The following is a 20677-nucleotide window of genomic DNA, read 5'->3' as shown; positions in this document are numbered from 1 at the left end:
GATGGCGGAGGGGTTCCACGCGTACCCATCCCGAACACGACCGTTAAGCCCTCCAGCGCCGATGGTACTTGGACCGAAGGGTCCTGGGAGAGTAGGACGCCGCCAAGCAAGAAAGAAGAGCACTGCCGATAACTCGGCGGTGTTTTTTTGCGTTGTTGAAGTGTTTGCAGCGTAATGAAACGAAACGGCGTGATGAAACGGATAGCAACGTTATTGCGGATTCTAGGGGATGGAGAAGTGAAGCTTAACGGATGAGGCTAACGGACCTGAGCGACGTTATTGGGTCGAAAACGAGGGGGTAGGAATTCTAACGGACCGAGCGGACCTTATTTCGTTCAGATCGGCGTCAATGTCCGTATTTTTAATCCGATAGCGTCGTCTGAGTCCGTTAGAACGGGAAATACCCGGGAAATGGGCGAATAAGGTCGCTGGAGTCCGTTAGGCGATACTACAAGGCGATACTACAGGAGTCCGTTAGGTGGTATTGCAGCATGGCGGAGTGGCCAATGAGTGGCAGTTTCCGGTAAGTGTGCTGGTTTCCGATATGAATGACGCTAAAATACAAAAATTCAGGTAAAATATTTTGCATGAGACCGTATCGATTACCGCTAATTTTTCGTTTATAACGGTGAACAACAAAATCAGCAAGTATAGATTGGTCAACAGTCGGAAGGTTTTAGCTATGGAAGGGCAGGAGGTGTTCTAACATGCGCAAATATGCTGCGGAGCAGGAGAAGCGTAAAGTGGCCAAGACTGCAGGGGGTGCCGAGGGAGCCGGGGAAGCGCCCGATTTTCCGGATTGGGTTGACGCGCATCAGAAGGCGTTGCGTAGCTATTGCCACTCCTTGACCGGATCGGCGTGGGAAGGCGACGATTTGGCGCAGGACACGTGGCTTAAGGTTTGGTCTTCATTGCGGAACCAAGGGGATCGTATTCGGCTTACGCGGGCTTATTTATACAAAGCGGCCAGAAATACCTGGATTGACCGCGGACGCAAAAAAATGCTCCCAGCGCACCCCATGGTCGTGGAAGAGTTGCCTCAGCAGAGGTTGGATGAGACCAGCGTTTGGGCGGCGATGGAGACTTTGGTCAGCCAGCTGCCGCCGAATCAACGGACTGCGTTGCTATTGGTTGATGTCCTGCAGTATACGGCAGCGGAAGCGGCCCAGTTGATCCAGTCAACGGAGGGAGCTGTCAAGGCGGCGCTGCACCGGGCCCGTACGAAGCTGCGCAACGGTCTGTTTCAATCGCGGGAAGGGGAAGAGCAGAGCAAAGCTCGCGCTTTTTCGGAACGGCAAGACGATACAGGAGCGCATGAAGCTGTGGTATATGCCTATTTGGACGCTTTTCGCCGTCAGGATGCTACCGCTTTGGCCATGTTGTTCAACGATCCTCGTCCTCAAGATCTTGTTCCAACGTTAACGCTGCAGTCCTATCGCTGTAACACGGCAGCCAAACCGGGGACTCGAAAGGCAACACCGGTTAGGAGCCAATGGATGATAGCGGCAGCGGCTTGACCCAATTAAGGAGGTAAACTTATGAGTTCGGTAATTCCATACGTCATTGAACAGACGGATCGCGGAGAGCGTTCTTACGATATTTATTCACGCCTGTTAAAGGACCGGATCATTTTTCTCGGTTCGGAGATTGACGATCAAGTGGCCAACAGCATTACGGCGCAGATGTTGTTTTTGGCGGCTGAGGATCCGGAGAAGGACATCCATTTTTATATCAATAGCCCTGGCGGTTCGACTTCAGCGGGTTTTGCGATTTACGACGCAATGCAGTACGTGAAGCCGGATGTCCAAACCATTTGCGCCGGTTTTGCCGCTTCCTTCGCGGCGATTCTGCTATTGGCCGGAGCCAAAGGAAAACGGTTCGCCTTACCGAATAGCGAAATCATGATCCACCAGCCGCATGGCGGCGTAAAGGGGCAGGCGAGCGACATTGAGATCAGCGCACGGCGGATTTTGCGCATCCGGGAGAGATTGAATACCATTGCCGCCGAATGCACGGGCCAGTCTCTTGAGAAGATCGAGAAGGATATGGACCGGGATTATTTTATGACTGCGGAAGAGGCCAAGACCTACGGGATTATCGACCAGGTGATCTACAGCGAGAACCGCAACTCGTAATGCGTCGGGCAGGCGTCTCGTCAAGAGCATATGTGGACCGGACGGGGCCGCACTAAAACCAAATAAAAAACAACAGGACGGGAAGCCGATAACGGCCCCGTTCTTTTGTTTTGGAGCTGTAAGAATCGGAATTGCCGGTTTAGGGCAGAAATACAGTGAACGGAAGGTTTCATTTTCAGTAGTGTTCGTGTCCAATAGACAATTGTTTTTGCCCGGAAGCCGCTTGAAGATTTGGGTCGGCTTTTCCTTGACAGCCTATAGGGCCTTTGCTAAGATGGCAATAATATATTTTCGTAAGGGGCTTTCCGGTCTTGATATATAAGGGAGATCCCACGTATGAGACACCGCTATAGGCGGTTCTTGTTTTAGGTAAGGGTACTCGAAGACGTTGTTCTTAACCGGGCTTACTTAGGAAATCGGCCATCATCATTCAAATTATTTTTAAGGAGGATCTTTACAGTGTGGGAAAGCAAATTTGACAAGGAAGGCTTAACGTTCGACGACGTGCTATTGGTTCCGCGCAAATCGGAGGTTCTGCCTAAAGAGGTCGACGTATCCACGAAGCTGAGCGACAAGGTGAAGCTGAACATTCCGCTGATCAGCGCGGGGATGGACACAGTGACGGAAAGCGCGCTGGCGATTGCGATCGCGCGGGAAGGCGGCATCGGGATCATTCACAAAAATATGCCGATTGAGCAGCAAGCGGAGGAAGTAGATCGGGTAAAACGCTCCGAAAGCGGCGTAATCACCAATCCCTTTTCGCTTACGGCGAACCATCTTGTATCCGATGCGGAAGAGGTCATGGGCAAATTCCGGATTTCCGGGGTGCCGATCGTCGATGATGAGCATAAGCTGATCGGGATTTTGACGAACCGGGACTTGCGGTTTGTACATGACTACAACATCAAAATCAGCGAGGTCATGACCCGCGATGATCTGGTTACCGCTCCGGTCGGAACAACCCTGCAACAGGCCGAAGTGATTCTGCAGAAGCATAAGATCGAGAAGCTGCCGCTGGTCGATGAGAACAATGTGCTGAAAGGCCTCATTACCATTAAGGATATCGAAAAAGCAATCCAGTTCCCGAACGCGGCCAAAGACGCTCAGGGACGCCTGCTCGTCGGCGCGGCCGTGGGCATTTCCAAAGATACGTTCGATCGGACCGATGCGTTGGTCAAGGCCGGTGTTGACGTCATTACGGTCGATTCGGCGCACGGCCACCACATCAACATCATCGACGCGGTCAAAGAGCTGCGCAGACGTTATCCGGACCTGACGATCGTTGCCGGCAACGTTGCGACCGGGGATGCCACCAGAGCCCTGATCGAAGCGGGGGCGTCGGTGGTTAAAGTCGGGATCGGTCCGGGGTCGATCTGTACGACCCGGGTCATCGCCGGCATCGGTGTGCCGCAGATTACGGCTGTCTACGATTGCGCAACGGTGGCCCGTGAGTATGGTGTGCCGATCATCGCCGATGGCGGCATCAAATATTCCGGTGAAATCACCAAGGCGATCGCCGCAGGCGCACATGCCGTGATGCTGGGCAGTTTGTTTGCGGGAACGGAAGAGAGCCCCGGCGAATCGGAAATTTATCAAGGGCGCCGCTATAAGGTGTACAGAGGCATGGGTTCGATAAGCGCGATGAAGCAGGGCAGCAAGGACCGTTATTTCCAGGATGACGACAAGAAGCTTGTACCGGAAGGCATCGAGGGCCGGGTTGCTTACAAAGGTCCGTTGTCCGACACGATCCATCAGCTGCTCGGCGGGCTGCGTTCCGGCATGGGCTACTGCGGCACCCCAAGTCTGGACGAGCTGCGGAACGATACGCAATTTATCCGGATTACGGGCGCCGGCCTTCGCGAAAGCCATCCGCATGATGTGCAAATCACGAAGGAAGCGCCGAACTATTCGCTATAAATCTATCGGCATTCCACAATCTACCAAGGCAAGCCGGGCAATTTCGCCGGGGCTTGTCTTTTTTTGCGATATCCCCTGTGATAGAATAGAAAAAGTAAATGAAAGAGAATATGAGGGGAGCTTTAAGGGCATTGAAACTGAGACAATCCAAACGTAAGACTACACAATCCAAACGGCGTTTCCTGCGCAAAAGCGTAGCATCTGTATTGCTGCTGAACGCACTGTGCTTCTCTTTGGTGCCGGACATGGCGCTGGCGGAAGGGGAGCAAACGGAGTCTACTTCTACCAAACCTGCGGCAGTGCAATCTGCGACCACCTCAATTCCTTCCGTGGAATCATTAGACCTTAAAGTAAGATCCGCCGTTTTATTGGAGCCCGTATCCGGGCAAGTGCTGCTGAATGTCAACGGCGATGAAGCGCTGCCGCCGGCCAGCATGACCAAAATGATGACCGAATACATTGTCGCTGATCTCGTAAAACAGGGCAAATTCAAATGGGACGACGTGGTAACGGTAAGAAAAAATGCCGCAAACACGATTGGCTCACGAATTTTCCTGGCCGAGGGAGATCAGCATACGATAGAAGAGCTGTATACCGCCATGGCCATCGCTTCCGCGAATGATGCCTCGGTGGCGCTTGCCGAGTATGTTGCCGGTTCCGAGCAGGCCTTTGTTAAAATGATGAATGACGAAGCCAAACGGATGGGCATGACCCATACCCATTTCGCCAACGCTACCGGCCTTGACATTAAAGACATGCCGAAGGAATTTCAGCCGACGGACGGCAAGGAAACCGTCATGTCCGCAATGGATGCGGCGATCTTGGCCAAGTATATCGTAACCGACCATCCGGATTTCAACCGTTTTACCACCATTCAAAGCAAAAAGTTCCGGGCACGCGACACCGCGCCGATGGTGAACTTGAACTGGATGCTGGAAGCGAACAAAAACATCACGAACTTCAAACAATATGCTTATGAAGGCCTGGACGGCCTGAAAACCGGCCATACCTCCAAAGCCGGCAACTGCTTTACGGGAACGGCCGTGCGGAACGGTACGCGGTTAATCAGTGTAGTCATGGGCGCTGACGCCAAATCGGATTCCGCACGTTTCGTCGAAACCCGCAAAGTGCTGGATTACGGCTTCAATAACTTTGAAACCAAACAGATCGTTCCTCCAAAAGCGACCGTGGTCGGCACGGAGACGGTAATCGTAAACAAAGCGAAGGACACGAAAGTTCCTGTGGTAACCGATCAAGCCGTCAGCTTTGTGGTACCGAAAGGAGCGGATACGAGCGCTGTTCAAGCGAAAGTGACGCTGGACGATGCCGCCAGCCTGACCGCTCCGCTGAAGCAGGGGACGAAAGTAGGTACGGTCACTTATTCCTTCAAGGTTCCGGGCATGGAGCAAACGCTGGAGAAAACCGTCAACCTGATCACGGCCCAAGATACGGAAAAAGCCGGCTGGTTCGCGTTGATGATGCGGGCGATCGGCGATTTCTTCGGCGATCTGTTCAACGGGATCAAAAACCTGTTCTAGGCGCGAAATCCCAAGTCAGCGAGTTGTATATTTAATGGGAATATTGTAAAATATCAAGTTAGATTATTATCAGGAGGATTGGACATGGAAACAGGAACATCGCGTGTCAAAAGAGGCATGGCCGAGATGCAAAAAGGCGGCGTCATCATGGACGTTATGAACGCGGAGCAAGCCAAAATCGCCGAAGCGGCCGGGGCTACCGCCGTCATGGCGCTGGAGCGGGTTCCTTCGGATATTCGGGCGGCCGGCGGCGTAGCCCGGATGGCGGACCCGACGATAGTCGAGGAAGTGATGAAGGTCGTTTCCATTCCGGTAATGGCCAAAGCGCGGATCGGCCATTACGTAGAAGCGAAAGTTCTTGAATCGCTGGGGGTAGACTACCTGGACGAGAGCGAAGTGTTAACCCCGGCGGACGAAGTGTTCCATATCGATAAACGCGATTTCACTGTACCGTTCGTTTGCGGAGCGAAAGACCTCGGCGAAGCGCTGCGGCGGATCAGTGAAGGCGCGTCGATGATCCGTACGAAAGGCGAGCCCGGAACCGGAAACATCGTGGAAGCCGTTCGCCATATGCGTCTGATCAACAGCCAAATCCGTAAAGTGCAGAACATGTCCAAAGACGAATTGTATGCGGAAGCCAAAAACCTGGGCGTAGCCTACGATTTGCTCTTGGAAGTTCATGAAAACGGCAAGCTGCCGGTCGTGAACTTCGCCGCCGGCGGCGTGGCGACGCCGGCCGATGCCGCGCTGATGATGCACCTTGGCGCGGACGGGGTGTTCGTTGGCTCCGGTATTTTCAAATCGGACAACCCGGAGAAATTCGCCCGTGCGATCGTCGAAGCGACGACGCATTACACGGATTATAAGTTGATTGCCGAAGTATCCAAAAACCTGGGTACGCCGATGAAAGGCATTGAAATCTCCAAATTGTCTCCCGCAGAGCGGATGGCGGAGCGCGGCTGGTAATCGGGCCGAAATAGCGAAGGAAGCAGTTCTAACCCACCCCGGCAAATCCATGTGATGGCCGGGGTGCACATAGTTTGGCTGCAGCAGAAAGAAGGATTGCCATGAAGGTAGGAGTGCTGGCGCTGCAGGGCGCCGTAGCGGAGCATATTCGAAGCTTGGAAAGCGCCGGAGCCGAGGGGACGGCAGTGAAGCGGACCGAACAGCTGGGCGAGCTGGACGGGCTCATCATCCCGGGCGGCGAAAGCACGACGATCGGCAAGCTGATGCGAAAATACGGATTTATTGAAGCGATCAAAGATTTTTCTCGGGAAGGCAAACCTTTGTTTGGCACTTGCGCCGGTCTGATTGTGATGGCCAAGGAAATCGAAGGCGGGGAAGAAGCCCATCTCGCTTTAATGGATATCAAGGTATCGCGCAACGCTTTCGGACGCCAACGGGAGAGCTTTGAGACGGACTTGGAGGTTAAGGGGCTTGCGGCTCCGCTGCGGGCCGTCTTTATCCGCGCTCCGCTGATTACGGCGGTAGGTCCGGGAGTTGAGGTGTTGTCGACGTACAAGGACGAAATCGTCACGGCCCGTCAGGGGCATTTGCTCGTCTCGTCCTTTCACCCGGAGCTGACCGACGACTTTTCGCTCCATGCTTATTTTGTTGAAATGATCAAGCAGACGAAGCGGCCGTAAACAGGGACCTTGACTCCTTTGATGGGTCGAGGTTTTATCTGGTTTGGGATCACAAACCGCCGGCCGGCGTTTCCATATTGCATAGCAGCCTCCCTTCGACGGATGACTCTTGAGGTAGGCAGGCCTGCAAAGGGATGAATCTAGGAGGGACTACTTATGTTGGATGTAAAAATAATGCGAAACGATTATACACGAGTTGAAGAAGCATTGAAAAACCGGGGGAAATCGCTGGAGCTGATTTCCGGTTTTCAGCCGCTGGACGAGAAGCGCCGAGAGCTGCTTCAAGAGAGCGAATTGCTGAAAAACCGCCGCAATACGGTGTCCGCCGAAGTGGCGCAGCGGAAGAGGAACAAGGAGAATGCCGACGAGTTAATCGCGGAGATGCGAGAGGTCGGCGACCGGATCAAGGAGCTGGACGAGGAGATTCGGACGCTGGAGGCGCAGATCGATGAATTGATGCTGGCGCTTCCGAACATTCCGCACGCGAGCGTGCCGGTGGGCGCTTCCGAGGAGGAAAACGTTGAGGTCCGCCGTTGGAGCGAGCCGCGGCAATTCGATTTTGCCCCGAAAGCTCATTGGGACGTGGCAGCCGGTCTCGGCATCCTCGATTTTGAAGCGGCGGCCAAGGTCACCGGATCGCGGTTTGCTTTTTACAAAGGCTTCGGTGCGCGCCTGGAGCGGGCATTAATCAGCTTCATGATGGATCTGCACAGCAATGAGCATGGGTATGAGGAAATGCTGCCGCCCTATATCGTAAACCGCGACAGTCTGTACGGAACGGGACAGCTTCCGAAGTTCGAAGAGGACCTGTTCAAGCTGCAGGGGACCAGCGATTATTATCTTATCCCTACGGCAGAGGTGCCGGTGACGAACTATCATCGCGATGAGATTTTGAACGCGGAAGACCTTCCGTGCAATTATGTGGCTTACAGTTCCTGCTTCCGTTCGGAGGCCGGCGCGGCAGGCCGGGATACGCGCGGATTGATTCGCCAGCACCAGTTCAACAAAGTGGAAATGATCAAGATCGTGCATCCGGATACGTCCTACGATGAGCTGGAGAAGATGACCGCAAACGCGGAGCGTGTCCTGCAGATGCTTAAATTGCCATATCGCGTGCTTGCGTTGTGTACGGGCGATCTTGGCTTTACGGCGGCCAAAACGTACGACCTCGAAGTGTGGCTGCCGGAAAGCGGCATGTACCGGGAAATTTCCTCTTGTTCCAATGTGGAGGATTTCCAGGCTCGCCGCGCCAACATCCGCTTCCGTCCGGAGCCGAAAGCCAAACCCGAATTCGTACATACCCTAAACGGCTCGGGGCTGGCGGTGGGACGCACCGTTGCGGCGATTCTGGAAAACTACCAGCAAGAGGACGGCAGCGTGGAAATTCCGGAAGTGCTGCGGCCTTACATGGGCAACATTGAGAAGATTGCCAAACGTTAACGGCTTGCGATTCGGCAAGCAATGTGGTAGAATCTGATTTGTTACGCAAATCGGATTCACCTTACGGAGAGGTACCGAAGCGGTCATAACGGGGCGGTCTTGAAAACCGTTAGAGTGCAAGCTCACATGGGTTCGAATCCCATCCTCTCCGCCATACATACCATGTTTGTTCACAAGAGAGCAGCGATGCTCTCTTTTTTGCATAATACAGCGGGTTTCATCGCAAATTAACCCTACATCCATAATGGAGGGGAGGGTTTGCGATGACCAAACCGCAAACGTATCAGACTTCGGCCGGCAATGGGCCGGAAGACAACCCGCGCCGCGAGCGGAAGCAGGAGGGACCGGAGCCGCTGTCCGGGTCCAAGAAAGTGAAGACGCAAAACCACGTCAGTCATAACAATCCTGAAGGATAATACGGACGCGGAAACCTCACGACCTCAGCCCAAGGCTGAGGTTTTTCAACCTTATAGAATTTATAAAATTTCTGTCATGGTAGAGGGTGAAGCGCGGGTAGAGTGGGGGGCTAAGGGACACCTGAGCCGTTATTTGAGGAAAAACGGAGGATTGCAAAATGTAACGGACAGAGAAGACCTTATTTACCTCAAATCGTCCTGGATGAACGGGTTTAGAGCGAAATAGGGTCGTGTGTGTCCGTTAGGCTGGGAAATACCCGGGAAATGGGCGGATAAGGTCGCTGGTGTCCGTTAGAGCAGCATTCCTTCCCTTTGCACCGATCGTATAGGTTTGCACGGCAAAGGACCTCACTAATGGCGAGGTTTTTCAAGTTTAAACTTGCATGAAAAGCAAGACATGAGGCATAGAAACATGTAATAATAAAGATAGGGTGTCTGGCCAGCTTCAAGAAATGGATCAATTAGGAGCGGAGATGAAAAAACAGATATTTTAACCGAAAGGATCGTGATGCGATTGAACGCCATAAATCCAAGCAATATGAGTCCCTCTGCGATGACGCAGCAAGCTCGGCAGCACAAACAGAGAACGGTCAAAAGCATACTGTTTCGAACCTTCTTCATTATTATTGGAGCGATTCTCGTTTCTGTGGCCCTTGAGCTGTTCCTGGTACCTAACAAAATTACGGATGGCGGAATTACGGGCATCTCCGTAATGTCTTCTTATTTATCGGGTTTCCCTCTGGGTATTTTCCTGTTCCTCTTTAACCTCCCCTTTCTCATTATCGGCTATAAACAAATTGGCAAAACGTTTGCCATTTCCACGCTGATCGGCATCTCCGTCATGTCGGCCGGAACAGCGCTGCTGCATCCCGTTCAAGCCTTTGTGAGCGATACCCTGCTGGCATTCGTGTTCGGCGGCATTTTGCTCGGCCTCGGAACCGGGATCGTGATCCGGTTTGGCGGGTCCTTGGACGGAACTGAAATCGTCGCTATTTTAATCTCGCGTAAAACTCCTTTTTCCGTTGGCGAAGTTATTATGTTTTTCAACTTTTTCATACTGCTCAGCGCCGGATTTGTATTCGGCTGGGAACGGGCTTTATTCTCCTTGTTGGCCTATTATATCGCTTATAAAACCATCGATATCGTCGTGGACGGCTTAAACGAATCGAAATCCGTTTGGATCATCAGCGACCAGATTGACGAAATCGGGGACGCCATTTTGAGCCGGTTGGGCCGGGGCGTGACGTATTTATCGGGAGAAGGCGGATTTTCCGGGGATCCGAAAAAGGTTATTTTTTGCGTGATTACCCGTTTGGAGGAAGCCAAGCTGAAGGAAATCGTAAATCATTACGATGAAAATGCCTTTTTGGCGGTCGGGAATATCCATGACGTGAAGGGTGGACGTTTCAAGAAAAAGGCCATCCATTAATTTGGCAAAAAGGCTTCCGATTCGGGTCCAAATGGGATATGATGTGTGAGGAATCGAGAATCAGGTTGGACGGGGAGATAGTATGTTTCAAAAACGATTTTACATGTTTGTATTGCTTGTTATGATGTCGCTGGTTGCCGTGTTGTCCGGATGCACCGCCGAGAAGGAGCCGAAGGAAGTGTTAAGCAGCGCGGCTCTGCATGCGCTCGGCATGGATTCTTTCGCCTTGGAGAGCCGTATTAAAATTTCGGATCTGACCGTAAATGCGAAATCGTTAAATCCGAATATCGGTGCGATCCTCTCGGCGCTTCCTAACGCTGAAATCAACATACGGCAGATCTACCGGAAGGAACCGATGCAAACCGAAGGACAGCTGGAAATCAAACTGGCCGGCAAAGTGGCCACAACCATTACGGCTCCGTTCGTGATGACGAAAGAGAAGTTGTACCTCCAGGTTCCGAGCATTCCGTTTTTGCCGATGCCAAAGTCCGTTACAGGGAAATTCGTCGAGCTGGATCGGCAGGAGCTGGCAAAGCAAAACGTCGAGGGCCTTAGTTCGGACCTGCTCGACCCAGAGAAGACGCAGAAGCTTGGAGCGGAGTTGGCCGTAGCGGTACTTGGAGAGTTTGAACCGGCCCCATATTTTAAAACGATCGATCCGAAGGAAGCGGAGCTGCCGGAAGGCGTCAAAGCCAAGCAGGTCGTCCGGTTCGAAGTAACGAACGATACGGCTGCGGAGGCTGCCACAAAGGTTATCCACAATATGCTGCCGAAAGTCTTGGATCATCTGCAAATTCACCAGTTTACCGTAAACACAGCTATCGCTGGGGATAACTATCCCGTGTATCAGGTGCTTAACGCCGATGTGGAGTTTAACGATGCGCAAACAAAAGATAACGTAAAAGCGGCGCTGCAGGCGACCAGCACTTATAGCTATATCAATGAAAAACCGGAGTTCGCAATCGGAATCCCGGAAGATACGATCACGTTGGATAAGTTTAAAGAAGAGATGCGTAGCTTCGGCTATTAATGGAATAAATAACGGCGAAACCTCCAGTACCCCTGTGCACAGGGCCTGGAGGTTTTATTTTTTCAGGGACGATTATTTTTGGCGCAGCCGGCGAAAAAACGACGTCAGCAAAGTACCGCATTCCTCCTGAAGCACCCCGGCGGTTACTTCGGTGCGGTGATTGAAGCGGGGCTCCTGCAGCAGGTTCATCAGCGTTCCTGCGCAGCCTGCCTTTGGATCAGGGGCGCCGTAAATGACGTGGGGAACCCGGCACTGCACGATCGCGCCCGCACACATCGGGCAGGGCTCCAGCGTGACGTAGAGCCGGCAGTGCAGCAGCCTCCAGGCGTCCAGACGCGCGCTGGCTTCCCGGATCGCTATCATTTCGGCGTGGGCCGTCCCGTCCCGGGAGCTTTCCCGCAGATTGTGGCCGCGCCCGACAATTTCGTCGCCTAGCACGATCACCGCGCCGATAGGGACTTCACCTATCGCTTCCGCTTTTCCCGCTTCGCGAATCGCCTCTTCCATCCAGTGCTCATGTGGATAAGTGGAGGATGGCGGTTCCGGGAGTAATGAAAAGGACATCAATAATCAATTCAACTCCTTCTAAGGTGTTCATCCCAGGTTTGTCCAACGAACAAGCATTCGTTGTTAACATGTTGTGTATAACACTGTGAATAAGCGGGTTATTATCCCCATTATTATACACATATTATACTTTGGTCCTGTTGATATGTTAATAGTATGTGGATAAGTTGGGCTTATATCTTCATTTTATGGCCAATGCAACCCAAGTACCAACAGTATAGGCATTTTTTCTTATTGTAGGGAAACGATCTGGGAATTTCAACGTCTTTGCAAAACTTGTCGTAAAAGGTATGATGAAAGTAGAAAATTACGGATTACCATAAAAACCCATTACTATGGCTCTAGAAGTGGGGTGAAACTTTGACTATAAAAACAAAACTTGCTTTGATCATCTCATGTTTTGCCATGATCATCTTGTCCTTGAATATCGTGCTAAGCTATTTCTCGACCCGGGACAATTTGCGCAAAGACCGGGAAGCGAACATGATGCTGACGGCCAAGCATATCGCTCTCGCTGTCGAACAAAGTCGCTCGGTGTATAATTATGTCAAGCTGTCGCTTGGGGACAAAATCAACGGCAGGTTGGTGGACGGGATTCTTTATATGACCAGCCCGGAACGGATCGTGCGTGAATCCCTCGGCACCAATAACAGCCTGTTGGAGATCAGCGGTTTTAATCCACAGCAAATCGATCAGGATCATCTCTTATTCGGGACCTATGAATACAAAAATGACGGCATGGTGGAAAGGGCCGTTCGGGAATCGATCAGCCAAAAGAAAAGCCTTTTGTACGACACGATGATTAATAACGAGCATGTCTTGGTTAGCTATGTTCCGATTCTTCCGAACAAACAGGCGCCTTACGTGATTCGCATTATCTCCAGTTATGAACCGATCGCAGGCGCCATCTCGAAGCAAGTGATCAGCCAGTTTACAGTGTCGGTCAGTCTGCTGGTCTTGATGATTTTGACCAGTTACTGGATGGCGGGCCGTCTGATTCTGCCGATTCGGAATATTCTTGACCAGGTCAATGAGCTGTCCGTCGGGCAGTTTGAAGCCCGGCTTCAGGTGGACCGGAAGGATGAGCTGGGCCTGCTGGCTAACAAAATCAACGCGATGGCCGATAGCTTGGGCAACTACACCAAGGAATTAACGCAGAAAAGCGAAGAAAACCGCTCCATGAAAGAATATTTGGAATCGATCATCAGTCAAACCGCCGACGCGATTCATATTACGGATGTCGAAGGACGGGTGCGGTTGGTGAACCCCGCCTTTGAGAGCTTGTATGGGTGGACGAGCGAAGAGATCATCGGTTCGCGCCTTGAGTTTACTCCTCCCTTTGAGGAAGAGGAGAACAGGACGGCCTGGCGCCAGGAAGAGGAGTCGGGCGGCAAGGCGGCCTCCGTCGTGACGGAAACGGTACGTCTGCGCAAAGATGGAGGCTCGGTCGAGGTAGGCATCAGCGTATCGCCGATTTATGACCAGGAAGGTAAAATTACGGCGTTTATCAGCATTTCCCGGGACATGACGGAACACAATAAGATGGATGAACTGCTGCGCCGCTCGGAAAAGTTGACCACGGTCGGTCAACTGGCGGCGGGGGTTGCCCATGAGATCCGCAATCCGCTGACAACGCTGCGGGGGTTTCTGCAAATGCAGCAACAGACCAAAGCGATCAATACGATGCACACCGATGTCATGCTGGCTGAACTGGACCGGATTAACCTGATTGTCAGCGAATTTTTGATTCTCGCAAAACCGCAGGCCGTGCAATTTCTCACGAAGGATGTTCGTTTTACGCTGGGGGACGTCGTCTCTTTATTGGATAGTGAGGCGCACTTACATAATATCGAGTTCGCGGTTCTTTTCTCGCAGCAGCCAGTTATGGTACATTGTGAGGAAAATCAACTTAAGCAGGTGTTTATCAATGTGCTGAAAAACGCTATGGAGGCTATGCCAAAAGGCGGGAAAATCGCCCTTCAGTTGGAGGTGCACGATGGCCGCCAAGCGGTGCTGCGGGTGATTGACGAGGGCGAAGGCATCGCGAAGGAGCGGCTGCTCAAGCTAGGGGAGCCCTTCTACACGAACAAGGAAAAGGGGACCGGTTTGGGGCTGATGGTAAGCCAGCGTATTATCGAGAGCCATCGGGGAACGCTGCTGATCGAAAGCGAGTTGGGCAAAGGCACGGTCGTCACGATTACGTTGCCTCTGGCTTCTGCGGAGGAAGCTGCGGACTCCGGAGAGCTGACGGATTTGGCCGATGGCTGCGGGCAAGGCGGCTTGAATTTTACAGAGACGGGTGGATAAAGTTATATCATGCGGATTAACAAATTTATCAGTGAGACAGGATTTTGCTCCCGCCGCGAAGCAGACAAGCTGGTGGAGTCGGGGAAAGTGACGATCAACGGAGTCACCGCCGTGCTGGGCAGCCAGGCCGAACCGGGCGATGATGTGCGGGTTGAGGGGAAGCCGATTTCGCCTAAACAGACCAAACACGTCTATATTGCCTTGAATAAGCCGGTAGGGATCACAAGTACCACGGAGAGCCATATCAAAGGTAATATCGTCGATTTTGTCGGGCATTCGGAGCGGATTTTTCCGATCGGCCGTCTCGACAAAGACTCGGAGGGGCTGATTTTGCTGACGAGCGACGGGGATATCGTCAACAAAATTTTACGGGCCGAAGGCAAACATGAGAAGGAATATATCGTGACGGTGGACCGTCCAATGTCGTCCGGCTTTCTGAAGGCGATGAGCGAAGGCGTGAAAATTTTAGGCCAGATGACCTTGCCCTGCAAAGTGACCCGAATTTCGGAGCGGGTGTTTCGGATTATTTTAACGGAGGGAAAAAACCGGCAAATCCGCAGGATGTGCAGCGCCTTGGGTTATGAGGTACGCAAGCTGCAGCGGATCCGAATCATGAATATCCACCTGGGTGAACAAAAGGCCGGCACTTGGCGGGATTTAACCGAGCGGGAGAAGCGGGAGCTTGGCGAAGCGCTGAATTATAGGCTGACCTGAAACAACGAAGTGCAACAAACGAAAACGAAGGCAGACCCTGACGTAAGGGCCTGCCTTTATTGTTTTTACCGCCGTTAGTGTGCCGCAGTAACGCCAAGCTGTTGATTCCTGTCCACATATTTGCGGATGATCGAGACTTCGACCCGGCGGTTTTGGGCTCTTCCTGCTGCCGTATCGTTGCCGGCGACGGGGTGATATTCGCCGTAGCCGATCGCGCTGAATTTCTTCCGATCCAGGTTGGTGTTCTGCAGCAGGATCTTCATGAAGTTCAAGGCGCGCTTTGCGCTCAAATCCCAGTTGGACGGGAATTCGTAGGTGGAGATCGGTACGTTGTCCGTATGCCCCGAAACGATCACCTCATAGTCCGGAAACTCCTGCAGCATCGTCGAGATTGCTTTGGCAAGCTGACTGGATTCCGGCTTGACCACGGCTTCGCCCGAAGCAAACAGCGCTTTATCGCTGATCGTGATCATTAACTGCGATTGGTTGAGCTTCGTATCCAGATCCTCGGTCAGCCCATTTTCCTTGATATAATTGTCCAGTTGCCGCTTCAGGGCCTCCAGGCTTTCCTGTTCCTTGCGCATCAACTCGGTATTGCTCATGGAAGAGGTTTCGCGCTGCCGGTCTTGCCCCATGTTCTCGTTTTGGGTCATGGACGTTTGCTCCAAAATGCCGGCACTTCCGGTAAGGATGCTGTTGAACGCCTGGCTCATTTCTTCAAATTTTTTGGCGTCGACCGTGCTCATGCCGAACAAAACGATGAACAGCGCCAGCATCAGCGTCATTAAGTCGGAATAAGGGAGCAGCCAGCTTTCGTCGGCATGTTCCTCGTGTTCCTGGTGTTTATTCTTTTTGCTCACCTTCATTTACCCCCTTTTCTAAAATTTGCGCACGTTCGGCAGGGGTTAAGAACACGGCCAGCTTTTGTTGAATCGCGATGGTGGACACGCCGGATTGGATCGACAGCAGCCCTTCCACCATCATTAACTTCACTTCCATCTCCTTTTTGGAAAGGCGTTTCAATTTATTGGAAATCGGATGCCATAACACATAACCGGTAAAAATACCAAACACGGTAGCGATAAAAGCGCCTGAAATCGCGTGGGACAATTTCTCAATATCGCTCATGTCCGAGAGGGCCGCAATCAAGCCGACTACGGCGCCGAGGACGCCGAGGGTCGGCGCGTACATCCCGGCTTGGGAAAACATCAGGGCCCCGACTTTATGGCGCTCTTCAGTCGCCGCGATATCTTCGGTAAGCACGTCTTGAACGAACTCCTGATCATTGCCGTCAATGATCATGCGCATGCCCCCACGCAAAAAGTCATCGTCGATTTCTTCCACCTTCGCCTCCAGGGCAAGCAGGCCTTCACGCCGGGTAATCGTCGCCCATTCCGTGAATAGGGTGATCAGCTCGGCTTTGGTAATCATCTTCGGTTGAGAGACGGTCAATTTGAGCAGTTTCGGAAACTTCTTGAGCTCCGCCATAGGGAAGGCCATGAACAGCGTCGCCGCGGTCCCGACAAATATAATGACGAAGGCCGCAGGGTTGGAGACCAGGCTTCCAACAGGCGCGCCTTTCAAGAACATCCCCAAGATAAGCGAAACGAGTCCAAGAATAAGTCCAATAATCGATGAAATTTCCATTGTACACCTCGTCCTTGAGTTAAATTGAATCCTTTCTTTTCTTTCCGCATCCTTGCGGAAAAGACGTTACTGCTGCCTAAAAAAAGATTTATCTATTTTATCGACAGTTCTGCCTTTTTTTTTAAGTGGTTTTTTCCGGTATAATAAGAGCATGACCTGAAAGCCAGGGTTATCAAGGGAGGATATAACGGTGGGCGTAAAGCACGGAAGGGATTATGAATATATTTTGGCCGACTTGACGGAAGCGGTGGGCCGGATTTCCGATAGCTATCTTTTTTTTGATATGGAATTGTCGGAGTGGGCGGGATTGGCTGACGAGGAGCGGGCCGAGGTGCAGGAGGCGCTGGCTGAGGACCTGTTTTTTGCGTTAGGCGCGGAACCCGTCATTGAGGTCGGAAGCGCGATCGTCATCTATGATCCGGAAGGACACCGCATCAATGTTCTGATCGGGGACGAAGAGCTTACCTCCGTGGCTTTGATCTAGAGAAATTTGGTTTGACCCGGGGTTCCGTGGTAAAATAGTTAGTCAGGAAGCAGTACGCATGTTCAGGTTGTTTGCAGAATAAAATAGTAGAGGACGGGGCCGGAAGCTTAGGTCCCGATGCGCCAGGGGATACTTACATAATAAGGAGTTCTTGAAGAGAACGGGGAGGATAAATGATGCCGTTTACACCGCAAGAAGTACAAGCGCATTTGGAAAAGCTGGAAGGCTGGGAACTTGAGGAAGGACGATGGATCTTCCGCAAATATACGTTCTCCAATTTTATGAAGGGTATTGCTTTCGTGGATGAGGTAGCCGCAATTTCAGAAGCGTTTAATCATCACCCGTTTATTACGATCGACTATAAAACCGTGACGCTCCGGCTGACCTCATGGGAAGAAGGCGGAATTACGGCAGTGGATATTAAAGAAGCGCAGCAATATAACGAGGCGTTTGACAAAATGCGCGCTGCGGATTAGGCCAGGCAAAAAAACGCCCGCCGGAAACGCTTAAGTTTCCGGCGGGCGTACTTTTCGTGTGCAATTTAGGTGTTTTTCTTATTTTTTCTCCGCGAGCCACATCGCAACGTTGGCAATCTCTTCATCCTTCAGCCGATCTTTGAAGGAAGGCATCATTCCGCCTTTGCCTTTGGTGATAATGCCGTAAAGCTGGTCAGCCGTCAGTTCGGCGCCGATCTTTTGCAGATTCGGTCCCGCGCCTCCTTGCAACTGATCTCCGTGGCAGGTGATACAGTTGGCTTTGACGGTGGCTTCGGCTTGTTCCGCATTCATCGTAATTTCAGGCAATTGCGGTTTGGCTTCCTTAGCGGTCTGCTCCCGGCTTGGCAGGGTGAACATCAGTACGACGGCCAAAGCGCAAGCTACGAGAAACAACCCGCTCATGATCCACTTTTGCATTCCAATCGCCCCTCCTATGTAAGCTACCTTAATCATTATAACGGAACATGCCGCTCGATCATAGTCTTTGTGTCAAAAATAGGAACAATTCCATCGCAATCGCGGTAAAATTTGTAACAAACTTCATAGGCAAGTCCGCTCTAACAGATCAAGGGCCTTTAGGATGAAGCCCGAGGCCCCCGATAAACCATGCAATAAAAAGGCTTGGAGATACCGCCAGGGGTCATTTTCTCGTAAAGGTCCGTGATGGTGAAGCCGGCCTTTTGATAAGCGCGAATCGCCCGGGTGTTCCACGTAAGCACTTCCAGGTCGATCTCATGGTCCGGTTTCCGCCGCAGTGCCTCCTCGACGATCTTTGTTACAAATCGTTTGCCGAGCCCATGTCCGCACAATTCCGGTTTCATGCCGATGCCGAGCCGCGTGACATCCTTAAGCGGGAAATATTGAGCAAATCCCGCAAGTTCTCCGCTTTCGTCCAGCACAGACACGTATTGCTCCGCTCTGATCGCCGGATTGCCGAATTCAACATCGAGCGCTTTCATTTGTTCCCAAGGAAGCCAGCTGTAGATGTCATAGGGAGAATCGTAACGCCAGGTGCAGATTTCCGCGCCGTGGCTCTCTTCCATGGGGACGATGCGAAATTGAATAATCGGTTTATCCATTAGGATCCTCCTTTAAAAACGGCATTCCTATTACCCTCACTCTAACGGGATTTACTTAACTTGTAAAGGTTTTGCCGGCGTTCGGACTCCTGTGGATATATGGGAATACACAAAAAATCGGTAACCTTTTGGCGTGTCGCTTCGTTATATAGATAGGGATGAAAAAAACCGCAAGCCATTTCGCATGGAATAGGCTTACGGCAGGCAGGTCATGTGAAGCGGAAATAAAGCGCCGGCGGAGGTTCAAGATTCCGCTGCGTACACGGAGTAACCGTATTTGCTGAGCACCCGCTTCGCGCCAACGTAGCGGTTCTCATAATAACTGTTGCTCAACTTGTCGATCCGGATTCCTTTGGAAGAGGAGGCATGGGCAAATTCTCCGTCGCCAACGTAGATGCCTACATGCGATACTTTTCCGCCCCCCAGGGTGTTAAAGAAGACAAGGTCGCCGGCTTGCAGCTCGCTTTTGGACACCGCCGTACCTGCCTTGTATTGGGCCGTGGATACGCGAGGGAGCGTAACGCCCATTTGCTTAAACACATACCGCGTAAACCCGGAGCAATCAAATCCGGCCGTGCTGGTGCCGCCGTATTTGTAGGGCGTGCCGTACACGGAATCGACAATGCCGGAGAGCGAAGTTTCCTGCTCGGCCGCGAAGGCGCTTCCAGCTCCCAGGGTGAAGCATAAAGCCAAACTCGTTACCGCTGCTGCTAAAGTCTTTCTCAAGATGTCTAACTCCTTCCAAGGCCTGCGAGGTTAGCTTAAGGATTCGGTTGAAGGTTCCCTATGATCCCTTTGAAGCGAGATCAATTCACCCTGATGTGGTTCCCCCGTTTCCCGGGTGCGGGGAATTCGGCAGTTCATGTAGTATGCACCCTAAAACGACGTTACAACAAAAATTACAAAGTTGTTACTATTTCTGTTGGTCATTTTACCAAAGCGGGCCAACATTGGCAAGTTTCCCGGCAAAAAGGATGCTTTTGGCCTGTTTGCGGAGCGGGTAAGTCTGGGTAATGATTCCTAGGGCCTTCATGTAAACATGAAAAACCCGCAGAGATGTGGCTGCCCCATCATCCCTGCGGGTTTATCGAATCGTTATAGTGTTTCCGATTACTGTTCGGCCGTTACAGCTTCATATTTCTCGGAGCTCATAATGCGTTTCGCTCCGACATACCGCTTCTCATAGTAGCTCTCGCTCAGTTTGCTGATGACCACTCCTTTGGAGGAAGAGGCATGCGCAAACTCGCCGTCACCGACATAAATGCCAACATGAGATATGCCATCGCCGGAAGTGTTGAAGAACACCAGATCGCCAGCGATTAATTCGTCCTTGGAAACTTTTGTTCCCATCTCGAATTGGGAGCCTGATTGATGAGGAAGATCAATGCCGAGTTGGTTAAATACATACATCGTAAATCCGGAACAGTCAAAACCGGAAGTCGTTGTTCCGCCTGAGGAATAAGGAGATCCGAGACCATTGTCAATGGCGCTGTTCAACTTGGAATCCGCGAAAACGCTGCCAGTTCCGATAGTGAAGAGCAACGCGAAACTTACTGCTGTTACGGTCAAACGCTTTTTCAAGAAGTATGCTCCTTCCAATGCCTACGAGGTTAGCTTAAGGATTCGGTTGAAGGTTCCCTATGATCCCTCACTTACGAGATCAATTCACCCAAAGTGGTTCCCCCGTTTCCCCGGCGCAGGGAATTCGGCTTTGATTTCACACCTGATAAGACTTATTCGACGTAGCTTGCTATTTTCCTGCCAAAGATGACAAAAATAATTACAAAACTGTTACTGAAATTGTGCTGCTGTTATTTTAACAAAGGCAGGG

21 protein-coding genes, 1 tRNA gene, 1 rRNA gene and 2 riboswitches are annotated in these 20677 nt (G+C 51.8%); of the genes, 16 read left to right on the top strand and 7 right to left on the bottom strand.

The annotated features are described in order from the left end of the window. The 12 genes from rrf to ACLD72_RS31510 all read left to right on the top strand — a co-directional run. Nucleotides 1-108 (top strand): 5S ribosomal RNA (rrf, locus tag ACLD72_RS31565); the annotation flags it as partial. A gap of 599 nt (nucleotides 109-707) precedes the next feature. Continuing rightward, complete coding sequence (locus tag ACLD72_RS31560) at nucleotides 708-1517, top strand: RNA polymerase sigma factor (RefSeq protein WP_411003287.1); 810 nt, start codon at nucleotides 708-710, stop codon at nucleotides 1515-1517. Nucleotides 1518-1538: 21 nt separating this feature from the next. After that, nucleotides 1539-2135: an ATP-dependent Clp endopeptidase proteolytic subunit ClpP gene (clpP, locus tag ACLD72_RS31555; RefSeq protein WP_411003288.1), complete on the top strand. Its 597-nt coding sequence runs from the start codon at nucleotides 1539-1541 to the stop codon at nucleotides 2133-2135. A gap of 459 nt (nucleotides 2136-2594) precedes the next feature. After that, nucleotides 2595-4052, top strand: coding sequence for an IMP dehydrogenase (guaB, locus tag ACLD72_RS31550; protein ID WP_411003289.1), 1458 nt, complete (start codon nucleotides 2595-2597; stop codon nucleotides 4050-4052). Between the two features lie 131 nt (nucleotides 4053-4183). Further along, nucleotides 4184-5590, top strand: coding sequence for a D-alanyl-D-alanine carboxypeptidase family protein (locus ACLD72_RS31545; RefSeq protein ID WP_411003290.1), 1407 nt, complete (start codon nucleotides 4184-4186; stop codon nucleotides 5588-5590). 84 nt (nucleotides 5591-5674) lie between these two features. Further along, the gene (gene pdxS, locus ACLD72_RS31540; protein ID WP_128630948.1) at nucleotides 5675-6556 is read left to right on the top strand and encodes a pyridoxal 5'-phosphate synthase lyase subunit PdxS; all 882 of its coding nucleotides are present in this window, start codon (nucleotides 5675-5677) and stop codon (nucleotides 6554-6556) included. A 101-nt stretch (nucleotides 6557-6657) separates the two neighbouring features. Next, complete coding sequence (gene pdxT, locus ACLD72_RS31535; RefSeq protein WP_411003318.1) at nucleotides 6658-7236, top strand: pyridoxal 5'-phosphate synthase glutaminase subunit PdxT; 579 nt, start codon at nucleotides 6658-6660, stop codon at nucleotides 7234-7236. Between the two features lie 156 nt (nucleotides 7237-7392). Continuing rightward, a complete protein-coding gene (gene serS, locus ACLD72_RS31530; RefSeq protein ID WP_411003291.1) occupies nucleotides 7393-8676 on the top strand; it encodes a serine--tRNA ligase in 1284 nt (427 codons plus the stop codon). A gap of 65 nt (nucleotides 8677-8741) precedes the next feature. After that, a tRNA-Ser gene (locus ACLD72_RS31525) sits at nucleotides 8742-8830 on the top strand. Between the two features lie 109 nt (nucleotides 8831-8939). Then, the gene (locus tag ACLD72_RS31520; RefSeq protein WP_128630951.1) at nucleotides 8940-9092 is read left to right on the top strand and encodes a small acid-soluble spore protein P; all 153 of its coding nucleotides are present in this window, start codon (nucleotides 8940-8942) and stop codon (nucleotides 9090-9092) included. Between the two features lie 553 nt (nucleotides 9093-9645). Next, complete coding sequence (locus tag ACLD72_RS31515; RefSeq protein ID WP_411003293.1) at nucleotides 9646-10521, top strand: YitT family protein; 876 nt, start codon at nucleotides 9646-9648, stop codon at nucleotides 10519-10521. 103 nt (nucleotides 10522-10624) lie between these two features. Further along, complete coding sequence (locus ACLD72_RS31510; protein ID WP_458476509.1) at nucleotides 10625-11551, top strand: hypothetical protein; 927 nt, start codon at nucleotides 10625-10627, stop codon at nucleotides 11549-11551. A 72-nt stretch (nucleotides 11552-11623) separates the two neighbouring features. Here the strand turns inward: ACLD72_RS31510 and tadA are convergent, their stop codons facing one another. Further along, a complete protein-coding gene (gene tadA, locus ACLD72_RS31505; protein WP_411003319.1) occupies nucleotides 11624-12115 on the bottom strand; it encodes a tRNA adenosine(34) deaminase TadA in 492 nt (163 codons plus the stop codon). Nucleotides 12116-12478: 363 nt separating this feature from the next. Here tadA and ACLD72_RS31500 point away from each other — a divergent pair, with 363 nt between their 5' ends. Both ACLD72_RS31500 and rluF read left to right on the top strand, forming a co-directional pair. After that, nucleotides 12479-14425 carry an ATP-binding protein gene (locus ACLD72_RS31500; RefSeq protein ID WP_411003296.1) on the top strand — a complete coding sequence of 649 codons (1947 nt, stop codon included), beginning with the start codon at nucleotides 12479-12481 and terminating at the stop codon, nucleotides 14423-14425. A gap of 9 nt (nucleotides 14426-14434) precedes the next feature. Then, nucleotides 14435-15139, top strand: a complete 705-nt coding sequence (gene rluF, locus ACLD72_RS31495) for a 23S rRNA pseudouridine(2604) synthase RluF (RefSeq protein WP_411003297.1) — start codon at nucleotides 14435-14437, stop codon at nucleotides 15137-15139. Nucleotides 15140-15213: 74 nt separating this feature from the next. Here the strand turns inward: rluF and motB are convergent, their stop codons facing one another. Together motB and motA are read right to left on the bottom strand one after the other, a co-directional pair. Then, nucleotides 15214-15999 carry a flagellar motor protein MotB gene (gene motB / locus ACLD72_RS31490; RefSeq protein ID WP_411003298.1) on the bottom strand — a complete coding sequence of 262 codons (786 nt, stop codon included), beginning with the start codon at nucleotides 15997-15999 and terminating at the stop codon, nucleotides 15214-15216. Next, a complete protein-coding gene (gene motA, locus ACLD72_RS31485; RefSeq protein ID WP_411003299.1) occupies nucleotides 15983-16786 on the bottom strand; it encodes a flagellar motor stator protein MotA in 804 nt (267 codons plus the stop codon). Before motA ends, motB begins: the two co-directional genes overlap by 17 nt. 190 nt (nucleotides 16787-16976) lie before the next feature. Here motA and ACLD72_RS31480 point away from each other — a divergent pair, with 190 nt between their 5' ends. After that, on the top strand, nucleotides 16977-17270 hold the full coding sequence (locus tag ACLD72_RS31480) for a hypothetical protein (protein WP_411003300.1): 294 nt from the start codon (nucleotides 16977-16979) through the stop codon (nucleotides 17268-17270). Between the two features lie 176 nt (nucleotides 17271-17446). Next, nucleotides 17447-17746 carry a 4a-hydroxytetrahydrobiopterin dehydratase gene (locus tag ACLD72_RS31475; protein WP_251596418.1) on the top strand — a complete coding sequence of 100 codons (300 nt, stop codon included), beginning with the start codon at nucleotides 17447-17449 and terminating at the stop codon, nucleotides 17744-17746. Nucleotides 17747-17824: 78 nt separating this feature from the next. On the opposite strand, the gene ACLD72_RS31470 is transcribed toward ACLD72_RS31475, so the two are convergent. From ACLD72_RS31470 to ACLD72_RS31455, 4 genes are all read right to left on the bottom strand, one after another. After that, nucleotides 17825-18184 (bottom strand): c-type cytochrome, encoded by a 360-nt coding sequence (locus ACLD72_RS31470; protein ID WP_411003320.1) that lies wholly within the window; start codon nucleotides 18182-18184, stop codon nucleotides 17825-17827. 158 nt (nucleotides 18185-18342) lie between these two features. Continuing rightward, complete coding sequence (locus ACLD72_RS31465) at nucleotides 18343-18846, bottom strand: GNAT family N-acetyltransferase (protein ID WP_411003301.1); 504 nt, start codon at nucleotides 18844-18846, stop codon at nucleotides 18343-18345. 243 nt (nucleotides 18847-19089) lie between these two features. Further along, on the bottom strand, nucleotides 19090-19572 hold the full coding sequence (locus ACLD72_RS31460; RefSeq protein ID WP_411003302.1) for a C40 family peptidase: 483 nt from the start codon (nucleotides 19570-19572) through the stop codon (nucleotides 19090-19092). Between the two features lie 4 nt (nucleotides 19573-19576). Further along, nucleotides 19577-19714: riboswitch (cyclic di-AMP (ydaO/yuaA leader) on the bottom strand. A gap of 242 nt (nucleotides 19715-19956) precedes the next feature. After that, the gene (locus tag ACLD72_RS31455; RefSeq protein ID WP_411003303.1) at nucleotides 19957-20427 is read right to left on the bottom strand and encodes a C40 family peptidase; all 471 of its coding nucleotides are present in this window, start codon (nucleotides 20425-20427) and stop codon (nucleotides 19957-19959) included. A 3-nt stretch (nucleotides 20428-20430) separates the two neighbouring features. Continuing rightward, a riboswitch (cyclic di-AMP (ydaO/yuaA leader) is annotated at nucleotides 20431-20567 on the bottom strand. Nucleotides 20568-20677: the final 110 nt, after the last annotated feature.

This window comes from Paenibacillus lacisediminis (assembly GCF_046567315.2).
This window is presented reverse-complemented; position numbering and strand designations above follow the sequence as displayed.

Coding starts and splice junctions, on each gene's coding strand:
- ACLD72_RS31475 (WP_251596418.1), top strand. CDS start 17,447: ATGCCGTTTACACCGCAAGAAGTACAAGCGCATTTGGAAAAGCTGGAA.
- ACLD72_RS31560 (WP_411003287.1), top strand. CDS start 708: ATGCGCAAATATGCTGCGGAGCAGGAGAAGCGTAAAGTGGCCAAGACT.
- serS (WP_411003291.1), top strand. CDS start 7,393: ATGTTGGATGTAAAAATAATGCGAAACGATTATACACGAGTTGAAGAA.
- pdxS (WP_128630948.1), top strand. CDS start 5,675: ATGGAAACAGGAACATCGCGTGTCAAAAGAGGCATGGCCGAGATGCAA.
- pdxT (WP_411003318.1), top strand. CDS start 6,658: ATGAAGGTAGGAGTGCTGGCGCTGCAGGGCGCCGTAGCGGAGCATATT.
- motA (WP_411003299.1), bottom strand. CDS start 16,786: ATGGAAATTTCATCGATTATTGGACTTATTCTTGGACTCGTTTCGCTT.
- ACLD72_RS31470 (WP_411003320.1), bottom strand. CDS start 18,184: ATGCAAAAGTGGATCATGAGCGGGTTGTTTCTCGTAGCTTGCGCTTTG.
- tadA (WP_411003319.1), bottom strand. CDS start 12,115: ATGTCCTTTTCATTACTCCCGGAACCGCCATCCTCCACTTATCCACAT.
- ACLD72_RS31510 (WP_458476509.1), top strand. CDS start 10,625: ATGTTTGTATTGCTTGTTATGATGTCGCTGGTTGCCGTGTTGTCCGGA.
- rluF (WP_411003297.1), top strand. CDS start 14,435: ATGCGGATTAACAAATTTATCAGTGAGACAGGATTTTGCTCCCGCCGC.
- ACLD72_RS31520 (WP_128630951.1), top strand. CDS start 8,940: ATGACCAAACCGCAAACGTATCAGACTTCGGCCGGCAATGGGCCGGAA.
- ACLD72_RS31515 (WP_411003293.1), top strand. CDS start 9,646: ATGACGCAGCAAGCTCGGCAGCACAAACAGAGAACGGTCAAAAGCATA.
- ACLD72_RS31465 (WP_411003301.1), bottom strand. CDS start 18,846: ATGGATAAACCGATTATTCAATTTCGCATCGTCCCCATGGAAGAGAGC.
- clpP (WP_411003288.1), top strand. CDS start 1,539: ATGAGTTCGGTAATTCCATACGTCATTGAACAGACGGATCGCGGAGAG.